This window comes from Micromonospora mangrovicola, assembly GCF_047200535.1.
Classification (GTDB): domain Bacteria; phylum Actinomycetota; class Actinomycetes; order Mycobacteriales; family Micromonosporaceae; genus Micromonospora.
The window spans coordinates 26,871-42,618 of sequence record NZ_JBJZOG010000059.1; the positions used below are offsets into that span (position 1 = coordinate 26,871).

At 73.0% G+C, this 15,748-nt stretch carries 16 protein-coding genes; 11 read left to right on the plus strand and 5 right to left on the minus strand.

Going from position 1 to position 15,748, the window contains the following annotated elements; translation table 11 throughout:
* Window positions 1–134: 134 nt before the first annotated feature.
* Genes iolC through iolD form a run of 4 tightly spaced genes read left to right on the plus strand, consistent with a single transcriptional unit; the run spans window position 135 to window position 4,721 of the window.
* Entirely contained in the window at window positions 135–1,100 is a 966-nt protein-coding gene (gene iolC / locus ACL02O_RS22105) for a 5-dehydro-2-deoxygluconokinase (RefSeq protein WP_412820029.1), read from the plus strand.
* A complete protein-coding gene (locus ACL02O_RS22110) occupies window positions 1,097–1,984 on the plus strand; it encodes a Cgl0159 family (beta/alpha)8-fold protein (protein ID WP_412820030.1) in 888 nt (295 codons plus the stop codon). The genes iolC and ACL02O_RS22110 overlap by 4 nt, the downstream gene beginning before the upstream one ends.
* The gene (gene iolB, locus ACL02O_RS22115) at window positions 1,981–2,883 is read left to right on the plus strand and encodes a 5-deoxy-glucuronate isomerase (RefSeq protein ID WP_412820031.1); all 903 of its coding nucleotides are present in this window, start codon (window positions 1,981–1,983) and stop codon (window positions 2,881–2,883) included. Before ACL02O_RS22110 ends, iolB begins: the two co-directional genes overlap by 4 nt.
* Window positions 2,871–4,721 carry a 3D-(3,5/4)-trihydroxycyclohexane-1,2-dione acylhydrolase (decyclizing) gene (gene iolD / locus ACL02O_RS22120; protein ID WP_412820032.1) on the plus strand — a complete coding sequence of 617 codons (1,851 nt, stop codon included), beginning with the start codon at window positions 2,871–2,873 and terminating at the stop codon, window positions 4,719–4,721. Before iolB ends, iolD begins: the two co-directional genes overlap by 13 nt.
* Here the strand turns inward: iolD and ACL02O_RS22125 are convergent, their stop codons facing one another.
* The gene (locus ACL02O_RS22125) at window positions 4,722–5,399 is read right to left on the minus strand and encodes a hypothetical protein (RefSeq protein ID WP_412820033.1); all 678 of its coding nucleotides are present in this window, start codon (window positions 5,397–5,399) and stop codon (window positions 4,722–4,724) included. It lies immediately after the preceding gene.
* A 93-nt stretch (window positions 5,400–5,492) separates the two neighbouring features.
* Between ACL02O_RS22125 and ACL02O_RS22130 the strand changes: the two genes are divergently transcribed.
* Window positions 5,493–6,284, plus strand: a complete 792-nt coding sequence (locus tag ACL02O_RS22130; protein WP_412820034.1) for a hypothetical protein — start codon at window positions 5,493–5,495, stop codon at window positions 6,282–6,284.
* Between the two features lie 270 nt (window positions 6,285–6,554).
* On the opposite strand, the gene ACL02O_RS22135 is transcribed toward ACL02O_RS22130, so the two are convergent.
* The 3 genes from ACL02O_RS22135 to ACL02O_RS22145 all read right to left on the minus strand — a co-directional run bounded on the left by ACL02O_RS22135 (window position 6,555) and on the right by ACL02O_RS22145 (window position 7,997).
* Complete coding sequence (locus ACL02O_RS22135; RefSeq protein ID WP_412820035.1) at window positions 6,555–7,067, minus strand: hypothetical protein; 513 nt, start codon at window positions 7,065–7,067, stop codon at window positions 6,555–6,557.
* A 34-nt stretch (window positions 7,068–7,101) separates the two neighbouring features.
* Window positions 7,102–7,575, minus strand: coding sequence for an HIT family protein (locus ACL02O_RS22140; RefSeq protein WP_412820036.1), 474 nt, complete (start codon window positions 7,573–7,575; stop codon window positions 7,102–7,104).
* A gap of 98 nt (window positions 7,576–7,673) precedes the next feature.
* Window positions 7,674–7,997 carry a hypothetical protein gene (locus ACL02O_RS22145; protein ID WP_412820037.1) on the minus strand — a complete coding sequence of 108 codons (324 nt, stop codon included), beginning with the start codon at window positions 7,995–7,997 and terminating at the stop codon, window positions 7,674–7,676.
* Window positions 7,998–8,111: 114 nt separating this feature from the next.
* Here ACL02O_RS22145 and ACL02O_RS22150 point away from each other — a divergent pair, with 114 nt between their 5' ends.
* Window positions 8,112–8,732 (plus strand): L-threonylcarbamoyladenylate synthase, encoded by a 621-nt coding sequence (locus ACL02O_RS22150; RefSeq protein WP_412820038.1) that lies wholly within the window; start codon window positions 8,112–8,114, stop codon window positions 8,730–8,732.
* An 11-nt stretch (window positions 8,733–8,743) separates the two neighbouring features.
* Here ACL02O_RS22150 and ACL02O_RS22155 read toward each other — a convergent pair whose 3' ends face one another.
* Window positions 8,744–9,142 (minus strand): VOC family protein, encoded by a 399-nt coding sequence (locus ACL02O_RS22155; RefSeq protein WP_412820039.1) that lies wholly within the window; start codon window positions 9,140–9,142, stop codon window positions 8,744–8,746.
* A gap of 83 nt (window positions 9,143–9,225) precedes the next feature.
* On the opposite strand from ACL02O_RS22155, the gene ACL02O_RS22160 reads away from it, so the two are divergent.
* The 5 genes from ACL02O_RS22160 to ACL02O_RS22180 all read left to right on the plus strand — a co-directional run bounded on the left by ACL02O_RS22160 (window position 9,226) and on the right by ACL02O_RS22180 (window position 15,727).
* The gene (locus ACL02O_RS22160; protein ID WP_412820040.1) at window positions 9,226–9,996 is read left to right on the plus strand and encodes a TetR/AcrR family transcriptional regulator; all 771 of its coding nucleotides are present in this window, start codon (window positions 9,226–9,228) and stop codon (window positions 9,994–9,996) included.
* A gap of 107 nt (window positions 9,997–10,103) precedes the next feature.
* Window positions 10,104–11,678, plus strand: a complete 1,575-nt coding sequence (locus ACL02O_RS22165; RefSeq protein WP_412820041.1) for a Na+/H+ antiporter — start codon at window positions 10,104–10,106, stop codon at window positions 11,676–11,678.
* 542 nt (window positions 11,679–12,220) lie between these two features.
* Window positions 12,221–13,903, plus strand: a complete 1,683-nt coding sequence (araB, locus tag ACL02O_RS22170; protein WP_412820042.1) for a ribulokinase — start codon at window positions 12,221–12,223, stop codon at window positions 13,901–13,903.
* The gene (locus ACL02O_RS22175; RefSeq protein ID WP_412820043.1) at window positions 13,900–14,592 is read left to right on the plus strand and encodes an L-ribulose-5-phosphate 4-epimerase; all 693 of its coding nucleotides are present in this window, start codon (window positions 13,900–13,902) and stop codon (window positions 14,590–14,592) included. Before araB ends, ACL02O_RS22175 begins: the two co-directional genes overlap by 4 nt.
* A gap of 145 nt (window positions 14,593–14,737) precedes the next feature.
* On the plus strand, window positions 14,738–15,727 hold the full coding sequence (locus ACL02O_RS22180; protein ID WP_412820044.1) for an ABC transporter substrate-binding protein: 990 nt from the start codon (window positions 14,738–14,740) through the stop codon (window positions 15,725–15,727).
* The last annotated feature ends 21 nt before the right edge of the window (window positions 15,728–15,748 follow it).

Sequence of the window (15,748 nt, forward strand, 5' to 3'; positions counted from 1 at the left end):
ACCGAAGCGGTTACCGAACAGAGTCTCCGAATGTCAGGACAACACATTGACACAACCCACGGCCACTGTTACCAATCAATGACCAGGTTCGAGCCGGCGGGGACGCCGTCGCCGGCCCGGCGGAAGGACGCCGCATGCTCGACGTGCTCACCATCGGCCGGGTCGGGGTGGACATCTATCCGCTGCAGATCGCCACGCCGTTGGCCGAGGTCGAGACGTTCGGCAAGTTCCTCGGCGGCAGCCCCACCAACGTCGCGGTCGCCGCCGCCCGGTACGGCCTGCGCGCCGCGGTGGTCACCCGCACCGGCGCCGACGCCTTCGGTGAGTACGTGCACCGGGCGTTGCGCGACTTCGGCGTCGACGACAGCCAGGTACGCCCGGTCGCCGGGCTGCCCACCCCGGTGACGTTCTGCGAGATCTTCCCGCCGGACCACTTCCCGATCTGGTTCTACCGCACCCCGACCGCACCGGACCTGCAGATCCACCCCGACGAGTTGGACCTCGACGCGGTCACCACCGCGCGGATTTTCTGGATCACCGGCACCGGGCTGTGCCAGCGGCCCAGCCGGGACGCGCACGCCACCGCGCTGGCCGCCCGCGCCGGGCGCCCGCACACCGTTCTGGACCTGGACTACCGGCCGATGTTCTGGCCCGGGCCGGCCGCCGCCACGGCCGCGTACGCCGAGGCGCTGCCGCAGGTCACCGCCGCCGTCGGCAACCTCGACGAGGTCGAGGTGGCGGTCGGCAGCCGGGACCCGGAACGCGCCGCCCGGCTGCTGCTCGACCGCGGCCCCCGGCTGGCCGTGGTCAAACTCGGGCCGGACGGCGTGCTGGCCGCCACCGCCGAGGAGACGGTCCGGGTGCCGCCGGTGCCGGTGGAGGTGGTCAACGGGCTCGGCGCCGGGGACGCCTTCGGCGGCGCGCTCTGCCTGGGCCTGCTGCGTGGCTGGCCGCTGGCGCGGACGCTCCGGTTCGCCAACGCGGCCGGTGCCGTCGTCGCCGGCCGGCTGGCGTGCTCGTCCGCGATGCCCGACGAGGCCGAGACCGAGGCGCTGCTGGCCCGCGCGGAGCCGGCCGCAGCGACGGAAGGAGACTGGTGAGCACCGAGTACGAGGCGCTGACCTTCACCCGCGCGCACCGGCCGCAGGCGATCGCCGAGGCCGCCGCCCGGCGGACCCGGCGGCCGTGGCCCGACCGCGGCCGGCCGTTGTTCGTCATCGCCGCCGACCACCCGGCGCGGGCCGCCCTCGGCGTACGGGACCGGCCGATGGCGATGGCCGGCCGGGTGGACCTGCTGGACCGGCTGCGCCTCGCCCTGTCCCGGCCCGGCGTCGACGGGGTGCTCGGCACCCCGGACATCCTGGAGGACCTGCTGCTGCTGGGCGCCCTGGAGGACCGGCTGGCGATCGGCTCGATGAACCGGGGCGGCCTGTCCGGCGCCGCGTTCGAGCTGGACGACCGGTTCACCGCGTACGACGCGGACACCATCGCCGCGATGGGCTACGACGGCGGCAAGATGCTCTGCCGCATCGACCCGGCCGACCACGGCACCGCCTCCACCCTGCAGGCCTGCGCCCGCGCGGTCAGCGCGCTCGCCGCGCGTCGTACGGTGGCGTTGGTCGAGCCGCTGTGGGTCAGCCGCGCCGACGGCCGGGTCCACGTCGACCTGACGCCGGAGGCGGTGATCAAGAGTGTGAGCGTCGGGCAGGCGCTCGGCACGACCTCGGCGTACACCTGGCTGAAGCTGCCGGCGATCGACGAGATGGCGCGGGTGATGGCCGCGACCACCCTGCCGGCGCTGCTGCTCGGCGGCGATCCGACCGAGACCCCGGACGTGGTCTACGCCCGCTGGCAGCGGGCGTTGCGGGTGCCGGGCGTGCGCGGCCTGGTGGTCGGTCGGGCGCTGCTGTACCCACCGGACGACGACGTGGCCGCGGCGGTCGACCTGGCCCACTCGCTGCTGCCCACGAGGCAGGAAGCGTGACGGGCCGGGCGTACCTGCCCTGGGGGGCGACGGCCCGGCAGCCCTGGGCGCTGGAGGTCACCCCGGAGCGGGCCGGCTGGACGTACGCGGGACTGCGGGTGCTGGACCTGCCGGCCGGCGGGCAGGTCACCTTCGCCACCGGCGAGGAGGAGATGCTGGTGCTGCCCCTCGCCGGGTCCGCCGCCGTGCGCTGCGACGGGATCACCCTGGCGCTGGCCGGGCGGTCCTCGGTCTTCGCCGCCGTCACCGACTTCGCCTACCTGCCCCGCGACGCCACCGTCACCGTCGAGGGACAGGGGCGCTTCGCCCTGCCGTCCGCCCGCGCCCGGCGCCGGCTGTCGCCGCGCTACGGCGCGGCCCGGGACGTGCCGGTGGAACTGCGCGGCGCCGGGTCGGCCAGCCGGCAGGTCAACAACTTCTGCGCGCCGGAGGTCTTCGACTGCGACCGCCTCGTGGCCGTCGAGGTGCTCACCCCCGACGGGAACTGGTCGTCGTACCCCCCGCACAAGCACGAGGACGACCGGGTGCACGACGACGGCCGGGTCGAGGCCCGGCTGGAGGAGATCTACTACTTCGAGGTGGCGGGCGGGACGCCGGGCGACGACGACGCGGTCGGCTACCAGCGGGTTTACGGCACCGGCGAGCGGCCGATCGACGTGCTCGCGGAGGTGCGCACCGGGGACGTGGTGCTCGTCCCGTACGGCTACCACGGGCCGTCGATGGCCCCACCCGGCCATCACCTGTACTACCTGAACGTGCTGGCCGGACCCGGCCCGGTCCGCTCCATGGCGTTCGTGGACGATCCGCGGCACGGCTGGATCCGGGACAGCTGGGCCGGGCAGCCGGTGGGCCCGCGGCTGCCGCTGACCCGGGCGGGAGGCGACCGATGCCCAGACTGACGGTGGCGCAGGCGCTGGTGGCGTTCCTGGCCCGGCAGTGGTCCGAACGCGACGGGCAGCGCCGCCGGCTGATCCCGGCCTGCTTCGGCATCTTCGGCCACGGCAACGTCGCCGGACTCGGCGAGGCCCTCGCCGGCGCCGCGGCGGCGGGGGTGGACCTGCCGTACCGGTTGTGTCGCAACGAGCAGGGGATGGTGCACACCGCCGCCGCGTACGCCCGGATGACCGACCGGCTGAGCACCCTGGCCTGCACCACCTCCATCGGGCCGGGCGCCACCAACCTGGTCACCGGCGCCGCCGGGGCCACCATCAACCGGTTGCCGGTGCTGCTGCTGCCCGGCGACATCTTCGCCACCCGGCCGGCCAGCCCGGTGCTGCAGGAGCTGGAGGACGCCCGCTCGTACGACGTGAGCGTCACCGACGCGCTGCGGCCGGTGTCCCGGTACTGGGACCGGATCAACCGGCCCGAGCAACTGCCGGCGGCGCTGCTGGCCGCGATGCGGGTGCTCACCGACCCGGTGGAGACCGGCGCGGTCACCCTGGCCCTGCCGCAGGACGTGCAGGCCGAGGCGTACGACTGGCCGGAGGAGTTGTTCGTCGACCGTACCTGGCACGTGCCCCGCCCCCGGCCGGACGACGCGGCGGTGCGGCGGGCGGCGGAGATCGTCCGCTCGGCCCGCCGGCCGGTGCTGGTGGCCGGCGGCGGGGTGATCTACAGCGGGGCCACCGAGGTGCTGCGCGAGTTCGCCGAGCGGCACGGCGTACCGGTGGTGGAGACCCAGGCCGGCAAGGGCGCGCTGCCGCACGACCATCCGCTCTGCCTCGGTGCGGTCGGGGTGACCGGCACCTCCGCCGCGAACGCGGTGGCCGCCGACGCCGACGTGGTGCTCGGGGTCGGCACCCGCTACAGCGACTTCACCACCGCCTCCGGCACCCTCTTCGGCGACGCCCGCTTCGTGAACCTGAACATCACCGGCTTCGACGCGGCCAAGCTGTCGGGCACTCAGGTGGTCGGCGACGCCCGGGCGAGCCTCGCCGCGCTGGACGTGGCCTGTGGCGACTGGGCCGTCCCGGCGGCGTACCGGTCGACGGTCGCGGAGCAGGCCGCCCGGTGGACGGCCGTGGTGGACCGCGCCCGGCACGGCGAGCCGGACGCCGCCCCGACGCAGGCGGCGGTGATCGGCGCGGTCAACGACGCGGCCGGCCCGCGCGACGTGGTGGTCTGCGCGGCCGGGTCGATGCCGGGTGACCTGCACAAGCTGTGGCGCAGCACCGATCCCAAGGCGTACCACGTCGAGTACGGCTACTCCTGCATGGGCTACGAGATCCCCGGCGGTATCGGGGTGAAGCTGGCGGCGCCGGAGCGGGAGGTGTTCGTCCTGGTCGGCGACGGTTCCTACCTGATGCTGCCGAGCGAGCTGGTCACCGCGGTCGCCGAGGGCGTCAAGCTGGTCGTGGTGCTGGTCGACAACCAGGGTTTCGCCTCGATCGGTCGGCTGTCGGAGAGCGTCGGCGCGCAGCGGCTCGGCACCGCCTACCGGGACCGGGCCGGGGATCCGCTGCCGGTCGACCTGGCGGCGAACGCGGCGAGCCTGGGCGCCGAGGTGATCCGCGCGGGCACCATGGCCGAGCTGCGCGCCGGGCTGGCCGCCGCGAAGGCCGCCGACCGGACCACCGTCGTCCACGTCGCGACCGACCCGCTGGAGCCGGGGCCGGACGGCGGGGCGTGGTGGGACGTGCCGGTAGCCGAGGTGTCCACGGTGGCCGCGACCCGGGCGGCCCGGGCGGCGTACGAGGAGGGCCGCAAGGCACGCCGGAGCCGCCTGCACCCCTCCTGATCAGGCGGGGTGCAGCGGGCGACCACCGGTCAGGGTGAGTTCGGCCTGCCCCTCGCTCGTGCCGGTGAGGACACACGTCTCGCGGGTGTCGAGCAGCCAGCCGATCGGACGACAGCTTCTGCCGTTCTCGGGTGGTGGCCAGCCCTGCTCCGTCAGGTGGTCCCACATCCGGCGGACCACCTCGTCGGACCGCTCGCCCGGCCGGCAGACCAGCCGGTAGCCCACCGCGCAGCCACCGAAACCGCACTCGGTGTCGCCCGCCGCGTCCGGCACGGTGATGTCGTCCGGCAAGGGGCCCAGGTCCGCCACCGACGGGAGGTATCCGTCATCGTTGCCGTCCCACGCCGCCGCCGGCAGGCAGCAGCATGCGATGAAGAGGGCCGAGCCGACCGCGAGGCGCCACGGCCAGGGCCAAGCTGCCGGTTTCTCCGCCTCGCCGCCCTCGCGGAGCCTGCGCCGCTGCACCGACCGCGCGACGAGCAGCACCACGGCGGTTCCGAGGAAGAGCAGCACGTGCGCCTCGACCGCCGCCCGGGGCTGCCAGGCGGCGAGGGCGACGGTGCCGACCGCGAGCACGATCAACACCACCAGTACGGCGCTGGTCAGCCACCGGGCCCGGGCGACGGGCAACCAGGCCAGGTACGCCAGCACGGCGACGACGACCGAGGTGATGAGCACGTGACGATGATCTCTCGCGCTGACCGGGCGCGTTGACCCCGCCGGCCGGGAGCGGTGCCCCGCGAGGTGGTGCGGCGGCCCTACGCTGCGCACGTGTCGATGAAACGTGCTCGCATCCTCGCCCTGCCCGTCGGGTTGCTGGCGTTCGCGCTGCGGTTGGCGGCGATGTTCTGGGTGAGCCCGCTGACCTGGCAGATGCGGCCGGCGGGCGTGAGTCTGCTGGTCTGGGTCGCGGGTCTCGCGGTCAGCCTGGCGGTTCCCGTCGGGCTGTACCAGCTGACCGTCCTCAGAGCCGTCCCGCGCCGCCCCGCGTCGTTCCAGCTCGACGCCGGCGCGTTCGTCGCCCCGGCCGCCCCGCACGACCTCGGTACGGCAGCCATCATCGTGCTGTGGGTCGCGGCGGGCGCGGTGCTGACCGAGCGCGTGCCCGACGGCGACCGGCTGCGGCTGGCCGAGTTCGATGAGGCGGCACTGATCTCGATCGTCATCGTGGGTCTGCTGTCCGTGCTGGCCGTGGCGCTGCTGCTGGTCAGGCGGCCGTGGGTGGCGCTGACCCCGGACGGGATCACGGTGCAGCGGATGACGTCCCGCCGGAGCATCGGCTGGCACGAGCTGGCTCCGGGTGGGCCGCCGCCACCGAGCGGTCGCCGACCCCGCAACCTGTGGCTCTACCGGCGAAACGGCCCCACTCTGGGTGGCCGGCCGAGGCCGGACCTGCTGCCCGTCGGTCAGTTGCAGGTGGATCCCGCGTTCCTGGCGAACACGATTCGCAGCTACCTGGAGCAGCCCGGCCGGCGCCCCGACATCGGCACCGAAGCCGAACTCGCCCGGCTGCGCGGGCGGGTCGGCAGCCAAAGATATGACGAGGCTCCGGCCACGAGTTGACGTCCGGCCGGGGCCGGGCCGTAGGGGTGCGGGCAGCCGGACGTTCGGGACGGTGGTCAAAAGCAGGCCATCAACGTCGCGGTTCTCGGTCACTGTTGAGTGTTCCGGCGGGTGTCGAGGCGAGTTCGACGAGGGTCGGGCGCAGTCGCCCGGCCAGTCCCGGATCCGTGCGGGCGAGTTCGGTGGCGAGAGCTGTCGTGGCGGCGTGCAGCGCGCGGCGTAGCTCCACCTCGTGGAGCGAGCGGACCAGGGTGGTTTCGAGCGCCTCGGTCAGGTCGGGCGGAAGCAGGTGCGCGCCCTTGGCGTAGCTGGTGGGTGGCCCAGGCGTCGGCAGGACAACGCGAGGATCTGGGTGCGGAGGGCTCCAATCCACTGCTCGGCCTGCCACCACCTGCGCCGCTCGATGCTGACTCGGGCGTGCAGGGCGTGGTGCCACGCCAGTCCGGCCAGGTCGGCGTGTCCGGGCGGCGCGGCCGGCTTCGCCGGTGCGGGCTGCCCGAACACGAGGCGCCAACTCGGACCACGTGCCCCGAAGGCGGACGCCGGGCTGAACGCGACGTCGACTTCCAGGCAGCCGGGAAGCAAGAAGACCCGATAGACGGTGGCACCGGTCCGCAGGTCCCAGTGGTGGACCGCGGCGAAGTCGGCGTACAGCCGCTGCGTCCACCGTTGCAGGTCGGCGTCGAGCGGGCCGGAGATCGCGAAGGCCAGGTCGTTGCCGACCGCGGGACGGCGGGCTGGCGGCGAGGCCCGGGACGGGCCAGGGGATCTCAGAGGCAGCACGGTCTGCGGACTTGTGCGCCCGGTGCGGGCGGGTTCACCGGGGCGCGCCGTCGTTGAGGTGTCGGGTGATGGTGGCGCGGAGCTGGTCGTGTCGTGGCCCGAGGGCGGTCGTCGGATCGTTGCGCTGCTCCGGGGGATAGAGCCAGACGGGCATCCCGACGCGTTCGGCCGGCTCCCAGTCGTACCGGGGCCAGATGTGGGCATGCAGGTACGGGTCGGTGTTGCCGAGGATCTCCAGGTTGATGCGGCGGAAGGCCGGATCGAGTTCGGCGCAGGCGCGTTCGACCGCCTCGCCGAGTCGTTCCATGCTGTCCAGGAACGCCAGCCGGGCCGGTCGGGGCAGGTCGGTCAGCCGCCCCACCCCCGGCTTGTCGGTTAGCAGCAGGCAGTAGCCGGGCAGCAGCTGGACGTCGCCGATGACCGCGAAGCCCTCGGGCAGCAGGGCCAGCACGGTCGGGTTCTCCCCGCGCAGGGCCGAGCCGATTCGGTCCGTCCGCCAGTTCGCCATCGCGCCATCCTGGCGTGCCGCCCCGGACAAAATCAACCGGCCGGTACGCCCCGACCGCCTGCGTCAGCGCACTGCCGCCGGACCGCGCGGGCGGGTGGTCAGGCGGCGGTGACGGCCGGTTGCTCCGGGCGGCCAGCCGGGATCAGTGCGGCGGACCACCCGGTCAACGGGTCGTCGCCGCGTGCGTCGGCCGCCCCGGCGGGCGGCGCCGGCGCGGGTTGCGGCGTCCGAGCGACGCGCAGCCCCTCCTGGGCGTTGTTCCAGGCGGCGCACGGCCAGGCCGCGCCGACGCAGCTCGGGCTGACGCACACCCGGTTCTCGTCGGGCTGGTGAGCGTCGGCCACCGCGGCGGCCAACCCCCACAGCAGCGGGTCGGTCACCTCGGCCGGACGGTCGGCGCGGTCTGTGCTGCCTTCGGACATGAATGACCCCCTCTTCGAGCGGACCCACCTTTTCCGGTACGCCGGCCCGGTAAACCTGCTCCGGTGACTTTTCCGGACTCGCGGCCCGGCCGAGCGCGGCATAGGCTTTCCGGCGTGGCGAGGTACTACGACCTGCATCCGGACAACCCGCAACCCCGGGTGCTCCGGCAGATCGTCGACCTGTTGCGCAGCGACGGGCTGATCGCCTACCCGACGGACTCGTGCTACGCCCTCGGCTGCCAGCTCGGCAACCGGGACGGGGTGGCGCGGATCCGGGAGATCCGCAAGCTCGACGACCGTCACCCGTTCACCCTGGTCTGCGCGGAATTCGCCCAGCTCGGCCAGTTCGTCAAGCTCAGCAACTCGGTCTTCCGGCAGGTCAAGGCCGCCATCCCGGGCCGGTACACGTTCATCCTGCCGGCGACCGCCGAGGTGCCGCGCCGGTTGCAGGACCCGCGCCGCCGGACCGTCGGCGTGCGGGTGCCGAAGCACACGGTGACCCAGGCGCTGCTCGCCGAACTCGGCGAGCCGCTGCTGTCCAGCACCCTGCTGCTCCCCGGCGAGGAGGAGCCGATGACCCAGGGCTGGGAGATCAAGGAGCGCCTGGACCATCAGGTCGACGCGGTGGTGGACGCCGGCGACTGTGGCCTGGAGCCGACCACCGTGATCGACCTGTCCGGCCCGGAGCCGGAGATCCTGCGCCGGGGTGCCGGCGATCCCGCCCGCTTCGAGTGACGTCGCCCGGGTCAGCCCGCCTCGGCCGGTGCGGGCATCCACTGCACCAGTTGGAGGATGACCCCGTTGGGGTCGGTGACCTGGAAGAAGCGCTCGCCCCAGGGCTCGGTCTGCAGCGGCGTGGTGATCGGCACTCCGGCCGCCCGGACCCGGGCGTACTCGGCGTCGACGTCGTCCACCACGAAGGCGACGATCAGGCCCTCGGCGCGCTGCCCGCGCAGGCGGTCGGGCTGAATGCTGGGTAGCCCGGTGCGCAGGTAGATCAGGTTGAAGCCGACCCCGTCGCGGGACAGCGAGACGAACCCGTCGGCCGCCATCTCCTGCCGGAAACCGAAGTGCTGCTCGACGAAGGCGGCGGAGGCCGCCACGTCGTCCACGTTGAGTGAGAGGGCCGAGGCGGTGATCTGCACGTGGTCTCCCTGGAGTCGGCGGAAAAACTCCGTACATTGTACATCGTACGTAGTACGGGAATTCGGTCTGAGAGGATCGGCGGGTGCCCAATCACCGCAGCGGAGCCGGCGACCCGGCCCGTACCCTGCGACTGCTCTGGGGGCGGCCCGATGAGGGTCCGCGCCGCGGGCCCCGTCAGGGTCGATCGCCGGACGACATCGTCACGGCCGCGGTCGACCTGGCCGACGCCGAAGGTTTGGACGCGGTGACCATGCGGGCGGTCGCCCAGGCGGTCGGCGTCGCGCCGATGAGCCTCTACACCTACGTGCCGGGCAAGGCCGAACTGCTCGATCTGATGCTGGACCACTGCTACGCCCGGATGCCCCGACCCGACCGCTCCGCCGAGCCCTGGCGGACCCGCGTGGCGGCGCTCGCCAGGGACAACCGGGAGCTGTTCCACGCCCACCCCTGGGCTGCCGAGGTCTCCACGAGCCGGCCGCCGCTCGGCCCGGGGCTGATGGCCAAGTACGAGTACGAGCTGCGCGCCTTCGACGGCACCGGCCTGGACGACGTGCGCCGGGACGCGGCGTTGACCTACGTCCTCGACTTCGTCCGGGCCGCGGCCCGCACGGCGGCGGAGGTGCGGGCCGCGCAGCAGCAGGACACCTGGAGCGACGAACAGTGGTGGGCGGCGAACGCTCCGCTGCTCGCCCAGGTCCTCGACGAGCGGCGGTACCCGACCGCCGTGCGGGTCGGCGCGGCGGCCGGAGCGGCGCAGAACGCCGCGTACCGCCCGGACCACGCGTACGAGTTCGGCCTGGCCCGGGTCCTCGACGGCCTCGGCGTCCTGATCGACGGCACCCGCACCGACTGAACCCAGGCCACCCGCGCTGCGCCTGCGGGCACTTGTGCCATTCCACGACGTGACACACCGCGCATGAGGCAGCGTGGAACCGGGCGGGCTGCTGACGGGGGTACGACGTGGGCGCACTCGTGCTGATCGCGGTGCTGAGTCTCACCGTGCTCATCGGCACCACCATCGGCGGTCGATACCGGGTCGCCCCGCCCGTGCTGCTCATCGCCATGGGTGCCCTGCTCGGTCTGCTGCCGCCCTTCGCCCACGTGATCCTCGAACCCGAGGTGGTGCTGCTGCTCTTCCTGCCCGCGATCCTCTACCGGGAGAGCCTGGCCGTCAGCCTCCGCGAAATCCGGGCCAACTTCGCCGTGATCGCGCTGCTCGCCGTCGTACTGGTGACCATCACGGCGGTCGCCGTCGCGTACACGGCGAAGGCCCTGGGGGTGGAACCGGCGGCGGCCTGGGTGCTCGGCGCGGTCCTCGCGCCCACCGACGCCGCCGCCGTCGCCGGCCTGGCCAAACGGATGCCGCGTGGCATCCTCACCACGCTGCGCGCGGAGAGCCTGATCAACGACGGCACGGCCCTGGTGCTCTTCGCCGTCACCGTCGGGGTGATCGCCGGCGGAGCGGTCCCGGGTGCGCTGGTCCTGGGCGGCCAGTTCATCGGCAAGTCCGTCGGTGGGATCGCCGCCGGCCTGCTCGTCGGCGGGGCGGTCATCCTGGCCCGCAAGCACATCGACGATCCGATGCGCGAGGGCGGGCTGAGCATCCTCACCCCGTTCTTGGCGTTCCTGCTCGCCGAGGTGATCCACTCCAGCGGTGTACTCGCGGTCGTGGTCGCCGGGCTGCTGCTGTCCTACGCCGGACCCCGGGTGATCCGGGCCCGCTCCCGGCTCACCGCGTACGCGTTCTGGGACCTCTCCACGTTCATGATCAACGGCAGCCTCTTCGTGCTGCTCGGCATGCAGGTGCCCCGCTCGCTGCGCGCCATCACCAGCCACTCGCCGATCCAGTCGCTGGGCATCGCGGTGCTGGTCGCCCTGCTGGTGACGGCCGTCCGGATGGCGTGGGTGCACCTGTCGGTCGCCTCCCTGCAGGGCATCGACCGGAGCGAGGCCCGCCAGTCCCGCCGTTTCGACGCCCGGGTCCGCACCGCCGCCGGCTGGGCCGGCTTCCGGGGCGCGGTGTCCCTCGCCGCCGCGCTCGCGGTCCCGGTCACCACCCACGCCGGCGCGCCGATACGCGAGCGCGACCTGATCATCTTCGTCACGGTCGTGGTGATCGTGTTGATCATGTTGGTGCAGGGCACCACCCTGCCCTTCGTGGTGGGCTGGGCCGGGCTGATGGGCGACGAGGAACGCGAGCACGAGGTGCGCTGGGCGCGAATCCGGGCCACCGAGGTGGCCCTCGCCGCGTTGCCGCAGGTCGCCGCCGAGCTGGGCGCCTCGCACGACGCCGTCGACCGGCTCCGCTCCGACTACGAGGAGCACCTGAACGACGTCCGCTCTCCACAGACCGAGGAGAGCGCGCAGGAACGCGAGCTCGCCCGACGGCTGCGCCTTGGCGTGCTCGACCACAAACGGCGCGAGGTCACCCGGCTGCGCGACCGCAACGAGATCGATGACGCGGTGCTGCGCCAGTTGCAGGCGGCCATCGACATCGAGGAGGTCCGGCTGCTCGGGCCGGAGCTCGAGGACTGAGGGGAGTGGGCGCCGGCCGGCCCGTGGCCGGTCCCGCCGGCACGAGCTCCGGCGGCGGAGTCCGCGAGGTGTCTGCGTTGAACCCGTGCGCTCATCCGGGGAGTCTGTTACCGCTAACACCTGCCCTGAACTCCGCGAGAGTCCGGCGGTCGGAGAGGTGACGCCGGGCGGGTCTGCCGCTGCGGGCTGTCGTTGCCATCCGTGGCGTGTCCGGAGCTTGCCCTGGCCCACGAAGCAGGCCCATGTCGCGAACGTCCACACCGGGCGGGACCGCTCCCGCTGGGGCTCGCTGACGGGCTGGCCCTGATTCCCAGCAAGCGGAGCGACCTCAGTGAGGTCTGAGTCAAGCGTCCGGACCGAGCTTGTGACCTGGTCGGCCGGCGCGGGCTCCGTTGCCGACGACGAGCGCCTGACACGCTCGCCCGCCGACGGTGCAAATTGGAGCATGGGAGCGCTTCCGTTACGGGACTGTTGCCTGCAGGTGTCTTGACCCCATCAATGTGAACGCTAACACTGAGACCGTCTTCGGCGGGGAGGTCGAGATGAGTGGTCTGGACGGGCCGGGCGACCGGTACGTCGTCGGCGTCGACTACGGGACGCTGTCGGGCAGAGCGCTGGTGGTCCGGGTCGGCGACGGCGCGGAGCTGGGTACCGCGGTCCACGAGTACCGGCACGCGGTCATCGAGTCGGCGCTCCCGGACGGGGGAGTGCCCCTGGCGCCGGACTGGGCGTTGCAGGACCCCGACGACTACCGGGACGTGCTGCGCCATGCGGTCCCGGCAGCCGTGGCGGCCGCCGGCGTCGATCCGGCCCGGGTCATCGGGATCGCCACCGACTTCACCGCCTGCACGGTCCTGCCGACGCTGGCCGACGGCACGCCGCTGTGCGAGGTGGCCGAGCTGCGCGGCCGGCCGCACGCCTGGGTCAAGCTGTGGAAGCACCACGCCGCCCAGTCGCACGCCGACCGGATCAACGCCCTGGCCCACGAGCGCGGCGAACCCTGGATCGGCCGGTACGGCGGCAAGATCTCGGCCGAGTGGCAGTTCGCCAAGGGCCTGCAACTCCTCGAGGAGGACCCGGAGATCTACCGGCGTGCCGACCGGTTCGTGGAAGCCGCCGACTGGATCGTCTGGCAGCTGTGCGGAGTGGAGACCCGCAACATCTGCACCGCGGGCTACAAGGGCATCCGACAGGACGGCCGGTATCCGTCCCGCGAGTACCTGGCCGCCCTCGATCCCAACTTCGCCGACTTCGTCGCCAAGCTCGACGGCCCGCTGCTGCCGATGGGCGCCCGGGCCGGCGCGCTGACCGCGCCGGCTGCGGCGTGGACCGGGCTGCCCGAGGGCATCGCGGTGGCGGTCGGCAACGTCGACGCCCACGTCACGGCCGCCTCGGCCCAGGCGCTGGTGCCCGGTCACCTGGTGGCCATCATGGGCACCTCGACCTGCCACGTGGTCAACGGCAGCGAACTGGTCGAGGTGCCCGGCATGTGCGGCGTGGTCGACGGTGGGCTCAGCCCGAGCGCCTGGGGCTACGAGGCCGGGCAGAGCGGTGTCGGCGACATCTTCGGCTGGTTCGTCGAGCACGCCGCGCCGGCCGGGGCCTCCCACGAGCGGCTGTCGGAGCTGGCGGCGGCCCAGCCGGTCGGGGCCCACGGCCTGATCGCGCTGGACTGGTGGAACGGCAACCGCTCGCTGCTGGTCAACCACGACCTCAGCGGTCTCATCGTCGGGCTGACCCTGGCCACCCGCCCGCCGGACGTGTACCGGGCGTTGCTGGAGTCGACGGCGTACGGCACCCGCATGATCATCGAGGCGTTCGTCGAGGCGGGGGTGCCGATCCGGGAACTCGTCGTGGCCGGCGGCCTGACCTCCAACCGGCTGCTCATGCAGATCTACGCCGACGTCACCAACCGCCCGTTGAGCATCATCGGCTCGGCGCAGGGGCCCGCGCTGGGTTCGGCGATCCACGCCGCCGTGGCCGCCGGTGCGTACCCGGACGTCTACGCGGCCGCCGCGGCGATGGGCCGGGTGGATCGCGACGTGTACCGGCCGGACGCCGACCGGGCCCGGGCGTACGACGCCCTGTACGCCGAGTACCGGTCGCTGCACGACCACTTCGGTCGGGGCGGCGACGAGGTCATGTCGCGCCTGCGCGCGATTCGCAACGCCGCCGTCGACGGGGCGGCGGAACACGGTACGGCCACACTGGAGGTGGTGGGATGAACGCGGCGGCGAGCCACCAGATCAGGCGGCTGCGGCAGAGCGTGGCCCGGCTGCACGCCGAGCTGACCCGCTACCGACTGGTCGCCTGGACCGCAGGCAACGTGTCCGCGCGGGTGCCGGACCACGACCTGATGGTCATCAAGCCGAGCGGCGTCGACTACGACGATCTCACGCCGGAGAACATGGTCGTCTGCGACCTCGACGGCATGGTCGTCGAAGGCGAGTTCTCCCCGTCCAGCGACACGGCCGCGCACGCCTACGTCTACCGGGCCATGCCCGAGGTCGGCGGGGTCGTGCACACGCACAGCGCGTACGCGACCGCGTGGGCGGCCCGGGGCGAGCCGATTCCCTGTCACCTCACCGCCCAGGCCGACGAGTTCGGCGGTGAGATCCCGGTCGGCCCGTTCGCCCTGATCGGCGGCGACGACATCGGCAAGGGGATCGTCGAGACCCTCACCGGGCACCGCTCACCCGCCGTGCTGATGCGCAACCACGGCGTCTTCACCATCGGCCGTGACGCCCGCGCCGCGGTGAAGGCCGCGGTGATGTGCGAGGACGTCGCCCGTACGGCCCATCTGGCCCGGGCGCTCGGCCAGCCGGTGCCGATGGCGCGCGCCGACGTCGACGCGCTGCACGACCGCTACCAGCATGTCTACGGCCAACATCCCAGCTCACCCGCGAGCCCTTGACGGCCGCCCCCGGTCCCGCGGACGTCCCCCCCGTCCGCGCAGCACCACCCGGTACCGCCCACCCACCACCCCAGCGGGCCGCACGTCCGGCTCCGGCATGCGGCACGGACCGACACATACCCCCGAGGAGAGTCCGGTGAAGAGAATGCGAAACCACCCACCGTCCCGCCGGGTCATCGCGGTGCTCACCGCCGCGCTGCTCGCCACCGGCATGGCGGCCTGCGGCAACAGCGACACCGGTGACAAGGCCGGCGACGGCAAGATCACCCTGGGCTTCTCGCAGGTCGGCGCGGAGAGCGGCTGGCGCACGGCGAACACCACCTCCATCAAGGAGGCGGCGAGCGCGGCCGGCATCGCCCTGAAGTTCGACGACGCGCAGCAGAAGCAGGAGAACCAGATCAAGGCCATCCGCAACTTCATCCAGCAGAAGGTCGACGTGATCGCCTTCTCGCCCGTGGTGGAGTCCGGCTGGGACACGGTCCTCAAGGAGGCCAAGGACGCCGGCATCCCGGTGATCCTGACCGACCGCGCCGTGGACTCCGTCGACAAGTCGCTCTACAAGACCTTCCTCGGCTCCGACTTCGTGAAGGAGGGCCGGCTGGCCGGCGAGTGGCTGGTCGAGCAGGAGAAGTCGGCGACCGGGCCGGTCAACATCGTCGAGTTGCAGGGCACGACGGGCTCCGCGCCGGCCAACGACCGGAAGAAGGGCTTCGCGGAGGCCATCTCGGCCAACCCGAACCTGAAGATCATCGCCTCCCAGTCCGGTGACTTCACCCGGGCGGGCGGCAAGCAGGTCATGGAGCAGTTCCTGAAGGCCAACCCGAAGATCGACGTGCTGTTCGCGCACAACGACGACATGGGCCTGGGGGCGCTCGAGGCGATCACCGCCGCGGGCAAGGTCCCCGGCAAGGACATCACCATCATCACCGTCGACGCGGTCAAGGACGGCATGCAGGCCCTCGCCGACGGCAGGTTCAACTTCATCGCCGAGTGCAGCCCGCTGCTCGGTCCCCAGCTGATGGACCTGGTGAAGAAGGTCCACGCCGGCGAGCAGGTGCCGGCGCGGATCGAGACCCAGGAGACCACCTTCACCCAGGAGCAGGCCAAGGAGGCGCTGCCCAACCGCAAGTACTGAGCCCACCCGACGGGCGGCCGG

Excerpts from the sequence above, each read along its gene's own strand:
- iolC (WP_412820029.1), top strand. The coding sequence starts at position 135 with ATGCTCGACGTGCTCACCATCGGCCGGGTCGGGGTGGACATCTATCCG.
- iolD (WP_412820032.1), top strand. The coding sequence starts at position 2,871 with ATGCCCAGACTGACGGTGGCGCAGGCGCTGGTGGCGTTCCTGGCCCGG.
- ACL02O_RS22140 (WP_412820036.1), bottom strand. The coding sequence starts at position 7,575 with ATGGCGAACTGGCGGACGGACCGAATCGGCTCGGCCCTGCGCGGGGAG.
- ACL02O_RS22145 (WP_412820037.1), bottom strand. The coding sequence starts at position 7,997 with ATGTCCGAAGGCAGCACAGACCGCGCCGACCGTCCGGCCGAGGTGACC.
- araB (WP_412820042.1), top strand. The coding sequence starts at position 12,221 with ATGAGTGGTCTGGACGGGCCGGGCGACCGGTACGTCGTCGGCGTCGAC.
- ACL02O_RS22175 (WP_412820043.1), top strand. The coding sequence starts at position 13,900 with ATGAACGCGGCGGCGAGCCACCAGATCAGGCGGCTGCGGCAGAGCGTG.
- ACL02O_RS22180 (WP_412820044.1), top strand. The coding sequence starts at position 14,738 with ATGCGAAACCACCCACCGTCCCGCCGGGTCATCGCGGTGCTCACCGCC.